The organism is Mesorhizobium sp. M4A.F.Ca.ET.022.05.2.1 (assembly GCF_003998845.1).
Taxonomy (GTDB): domain Bacteria; phylum Pseudomonadota; class Alphaproteobacteria; order Rhizobiales; family Rhizobiaceae; genus Mesorhizobium.
Genome location: NZ_RZOJ01000430.1, coordinates 1 through 5,077, shown reverse-complemented (window position 1 = coordinate 5,077; position 5,077 = coordinate 1). Strand labels below are relative to the sequence as shown.

Genomic DNA, 5,077 nt, shown 5'->3' with positions numbered 1-5,077 from the left:
CGCGCTTCTTCAGCCGGGCGACGAGGTCGGGCGAGGGCGCTGGCGAAATCGTGCGCTCTTCCTCGCTTGCCGGCGTGTAGATCAGCGCACCGTTTTCCGCGACGACCTTGTCGAAAATGCCAACCTCCGGAAAGACCTGCTTCAGGTCCGGCAATTCGCGCCCGGTGACCAGGATGAGCTTGCGGCCGGATTTCTTCAGCTTCTCCAGCGCCGCGAACGTGCTTTTCGAGACCAGGCCGTCATGCGCGACCGTGCCATCATAGTCAGTGGCCAATGCCATGAAATACATCGGGTTCGACCTCTCCGCTGGGCGATGTCTGATCTGCCGGAAGAACCGGGCTGGCAAACATCAACGCTTGTCGGCGGAAAAGGTTTAGACCCTCGGTTTGCCTCGCAGCGATCGCGGTCTTTCTCGCGCAGCCTTCGATGACCTTCTCGTGCTCAGCTAGGCGAGCGTCAGAATGCGCGCGACATGCGCGGCGATCGCCAGGCTGGACGTCAGCCCGGGGCTTTCGATGCCGAACAGATTGACCACGCCCTCGATGCCGTGGGTTGCCGCATCCTGGATGATGAAGTCGCTGTTGGCCTCGCCGGGTCCGGAAAGCTTTGGGCGGATGCCGCTATAGGCCGGCTGCAGGCTGCCGTCCGCGAGCTCCGGCCAGTATTTGCGGATCGCATCGTAGAAGCGCTCGCCGCGCGTGGGGTCGACGCGGTAGTCCAGCCCGTCCGTCCATTCGACATCCGGCCCGAAGCGCGCCGTGCCGGCGAGGTCGAGCGTCAGGTGAACGCCGAGCCCGCCGGGTTCGGGCACCGGATAGACAAGCCGCGAGAAGGGTACGCGCCCGGCCACCGAAAAATAACTGCCCTTGGCGTAGCGAAGCGTCGGCAGGAACTGTCGATCGAGTCCTTCGAGCGAAGCGGCAAGCGCCACTGCGCCGAGACCTGCCGCGTTGACGAGGTGTGAGGTGGCGATCTCGAAACGCTCGCCGCTTGCGGTGTCCATCGTCTCGAGGACGATGCCGCCGGTTCCGATACGACCGGAAACCACACGCGTGTTGAGCGACAGCATGGCGCCGTTCGCTTCGGCCTCGCCGAGCAAGGTGAGCATCAGCGCGTGGCTGTCGACGATGCCGGTGGAGGGCGACAGCAATGCCTTGGTGCAGTGCAGCGCCGGCTCCAGCGCCTGCGCCTCGGCTGCGGACAGAAAACGCAGGTCGTCAACTCCGCAAGCGGCGGCATTGCCGCGAATGGAGGAAAGCACCGGTTCCTGCGCCCCGTCTGTCGCGACGATGAGCTTGCCACAACGCCGGTGCGGGATTGATCGCTCCGCGCAGTAGCGATAGAGCAACTCCCGCCCGTCAACGCAGAGGCGCGCCTTCAGCGACCCCTTTGGGTAGTAGATACCGGCGTGGACGACCTCCGAATTTCGCGAACTTGTCTCGGTGCCGATGGCGTCGGCGGCTTCGAATATCAGCGTGTCCAGGCCTTGTGCGGCCATGGCGCGCGCAGCCGCCAGACCGATGACGCCGGCGCCGGCGACGATGCAATCGACCTGTTCCATGCCCCTGTCCATCTGGTTGCGCAAGCGGCGCGTCGCAGCCTTCAAGGATCATAGCCTTGTTGTCCAGTGCCGGCGATCAGGTGCGTGGCCGCGGCATCGGGATCATTTGGAACTGAGTTGGGGAACCACATGGCGCTATCGATCATGACACAGCGGCTCTTGCGGCCACCTGCCGCCATGATGCATCAAGCATCCCAAACGCGAGGCGGAACCTTGGACTTCTCATCAGAAGACGGTCTGTTTCGCCCGCACGCCTGCAGACAGGAGCCAGCATGGACGCCCGACCCAATTCCCCTGAAGCCCGCGATATCCGCTACCACCTGCATGCCTACACCAATGCCCGCAAGCATCAGGAAACAGGCCCGCTCGTCATCGAAAAGGGCGACGGCATCTATGTCGAGGACATTGCCGGCAACCGCTATATCGAGGCGATGGCAGGGCTGTGGAGCGTCGCCGTCGGCTTCTCGGAAAAACGCCTGGTCGAGGCGGCCACGCGGCAGATGTCGAAGCTGCCCTATTATCACGACTTCGGATCGAAGGCGCATTCGCCGCTGATCGACCTGGCCGAGAAACTGGTGCAGATGGCGCCAGTGCCGATGAGCAAGGCCTACTTCACCAATTCCGGCTCCGAGGCCAACGATACGGCCATCAAGATGATCTGGTACCGGTCGAACGCGCTCGGCCAGCCGGCGCGCAAGAAGATCATCAGCCGCAAGCGCGGCTACCACGGCGTGACCATTGCCGCGGCAAGCCTGACCGGGCTGCCGAACAACCATCTCTCCTTCGACCTGCCGATCGCCAATGTGCTGCACACGTCGACGCCGCACCATTGGCGCGATGCCAGGCCGGGCGAGAGCGAAGAGCAGTTCTCCAGCCGTCTCGCCGACGAGTTGGAGAGCCTGATCCTTGCCGAGGGACCGGAGACCATCGCCGCCTTCTTCGGCGAGCCGATCATGGGCGCCGGCGGCGTCGTCGTACCGCCTGCCTTCTATTGGGAGAAGGTCCAGGCCGTGCTGACGAAATACGACATCCTGCTCGTTGCCGACGAGGTCATCTGCGGCTTTGGCCGGACCGGCGAGATGTTCGGCTCGCAGACCTTCGGCATCAAGCCTGACATCATGGTTCTGTCGAAGCAGATTTCTTCCTCCTATCTGCCGATCTCGGCATTGCTCATCAACGACAAGGTGTTCGAGCCGATCGCCGATGAAAGCGATCGCATCGGCACCTTCGGCCACGGCTTCACCGGCGGCGGCCATCCCGTCGCCGCGGCCGTCGCGCTGGAGAATATCAAGCTGATCGAGGAACGCGACCTCGTCGGCAACGCGCGCACCATCGGCGCGCATCTGCAGGCAAGGCTGCGCAGGCTGGCCTCGCATCCGCTGGTCGGCGAGGTGCGCGGCGTTGGCCTGATCGCCGCCGTCGAGCTGGTCACCGACAAGGCGAGCAAGGCGCCATGGGGCAAGCCTGCCGCCCTCGGTGCGCTGGTCAACGGGTTCCTGCAGCAGAATGGCGTCATTTCGCGCAACATGGGCGACGCCATCGCCTTCTGCCCGCCCCTGATCATCACCGAGCCCCAGGTGGATACGCTGGTCGATGCGTTCGAGCGGTCGCTCGACGCCGCCCTGCCGCAGGTTCGGCCGCAGGGCTGAAAAACCGGTCAGCTTACCCGTCATAAGCGAGCGCTCATTCTCAGCGCCCGTTCAATGGCCAGTGACGATGCACCCTGGGCTTTAGTCAGGCGTTGGCGAGTCAAATTGGTGCCGCCGTCCGGGACTTCTGACACAGTGGAAGGTGGCCGGCGCCACATTGGGCGTGTTTGGGTGGGGTATATGGCGCCGGCCAGGCGAACAAAAAATCCACCGCCCTAACAAGCTACCAGCCAATCCGTCGGTGCCTGTGGCGTGATCGCGGACGTTTTGCGGCCCGGCGCGCTCTTGTCGTTCACATGACAGAGAGCCGAGCCTTACCGGCGTTGCCTGAGGAAACGGCAACCGGCTGGCAAAGAAATATAAACTTCGGCTGAAACAGGCGAAACACATCCATATGGACGAAGCAGGGGTAGCAACCGGATCATCCCTGATGTGGGCCTCGGCCTTGACCCGCTTGAAAGCGAAGTCCGGATCGTAGCGATGGGTGGGATTGCATACCGCGCATTTGACCTCTGCCTCGCCATTCGGCGCCGGCATCTCTTGGCTGCCGCGCTTCCAGGCTCCTTGGAAGACTTTGGTTTCAGCTGGCTGCCATTTCGACAATCGGCGACTCGCCCCGCATCGCCGGCCCTGCAGGTGTTCAACGCCGCGCCGTGCGACGGACCCGCCATTCCATCGGCAGCGCGTTGCACGCGTGTCATCGTCTCACCCTTGCGCGCGAGTAGGGAAAGTTCGTCGGATTTGGACGTCTCCTCCGCATCCGACGAACGGCCGATCCTTGATCAACCGTAGACCTGCGTCCGAGTGGGGCCGCCGGCATCGGACCCCGGGAGCGGGAAGGGCTCTACCTGCCCTTCGGTCTTGTCCAGGTACTGCATCAACGCCGTTACCAGATGGTAGAAGATGCTCGCGGGGACCTCCGTCGCCACTGACCTTCCGCGCTCGTCAATCCTGTCAACCCACAAGCCAAGCGGTGCTGGATCGATATGCCATCGGAAGAGGCGGGCGACACGAGCTTCGATCTCGGGTTTCAGATCAGGCCCGCCAATGCCGTCCAGGGCGATGGCCGCCTTGACGGCCTCGCATTGCGGCCAACTGCGAGAGAGCCGGTCGAAGGGCATTCCCTGCCGCGACACGGCCGCATAAGCCAGACCGGTGGCCCGGTTCAATCCGCTGGCGATCGCCGACGAATAGAGCTTCCTTGCGTAGACTGCCAAGTCTTTCTGCCCACTTGCCCGCGTGAAATCGACAAGGAGCGAGGCCCATTCGAAATGGTGCCCCGGTTCGGTCCACTGACCGTCGTCTCCAGGCAGCGGCAGCCAGTCGACATCGAAGCGTTCGCCAAGCGTCCAGCTCTCCTGGTCGAAGAAGTGACTCCGGAAAAGATCGATGATGCGTGCCGCCCGACGCAGGTAGCTGCGGTCGCCGGTGACGCCATACCAGGCAAGGAAGGATTCCAGCATGTGCATATGCGGGTTCGAGAACCGCACCCCACTCCAGCCAGGGCTCTCCAGGAAGCCGTTCAAGCAGCCGTCCTCGAGATGGGTGTCGATGAAATGAAATGTCTCTTGAGCAAGCCGCAAGGCATCCCGATCGCCGCATCGATGAGCATGGGCAAGCGCCAGGAGCACACAGGAATGGTCGTAGGCGTCCTCCACCGGGTCGACCACGCTGCCGTTGGAATTGAGGCTGCGAACCCAGCCGCCGCGGTCGGTGCGACCGTATTTCGCGATGAAGTCGATGCCGTGGCTGATGAGCCTGTCGGCCGGTCCGGCCCAGCCGCGTTCCTTGGCGACCGCGAAAGCGTAGATCTGGCGAGCCATCGTCCGCATGCGCTTGGGCTTGCCTAACGGCCTTGCATCGAAAC

The 5,077-nt window shown here is 63.4% G+C and carries 4 protein-coding genes; 1 reads left to right on the top strand and 3 read right to left on the bottom strand.

The window, feature by feature from the left end; all coding sequences use genetic code 11:
* On the bottom strand, positions 1-289 hold a 289-nt coding region (locus EN745_RS29675; protein ID WP_145992201.1), incomplete at its 3' end, for an HAD-IIB family hydrolase.
* Positions 290-445: 156 nt separating this feature from the next.
* Positions 446-1,561 carry an NAD(P)/FAD-dependent oxidoreductase gene (locus EN745_RS29670; protein WP_127422886.1) on the bottom strand — a complete coding sequence of 372 codons (1,116 nt, stop codon included), beginning with the start codon at positions 1,559-1,561 and terminating at the stop codon, positions 446-448.
* 272 nt (positions 1,562-1,833) lie between these two features.
* Here EN745_RS29670 and EN745_RS29665 point away from each other — a divergent pair, with 272 nt between their 5' ends.
* The gene (locus EN745_RS29665; RefSeq protein WP_127422885.1) at positions 1,834-3,210 is read left to right on the top strand and encodes an aspartate aminotransferase family protein; all 1,377 of its coding nucleotides are present in this window, start codon (positions 1,834-1,836) and stop codon (positions 3,208-3,210) included.
* Between the two features lie 782 nt (positions 3,211-3,992).
* Here EN745_RS29665 and EN745_RS29655 read toward each other — a convergent pair.
* Positions 3,993-5,077: AGE family epimerase/isomerase (locus tag EN745_RS29655; RefSeq protein WP_145992199.1), on the bottom strand; the 1,085-nt coding region annotated here is incomplete at its 5' end.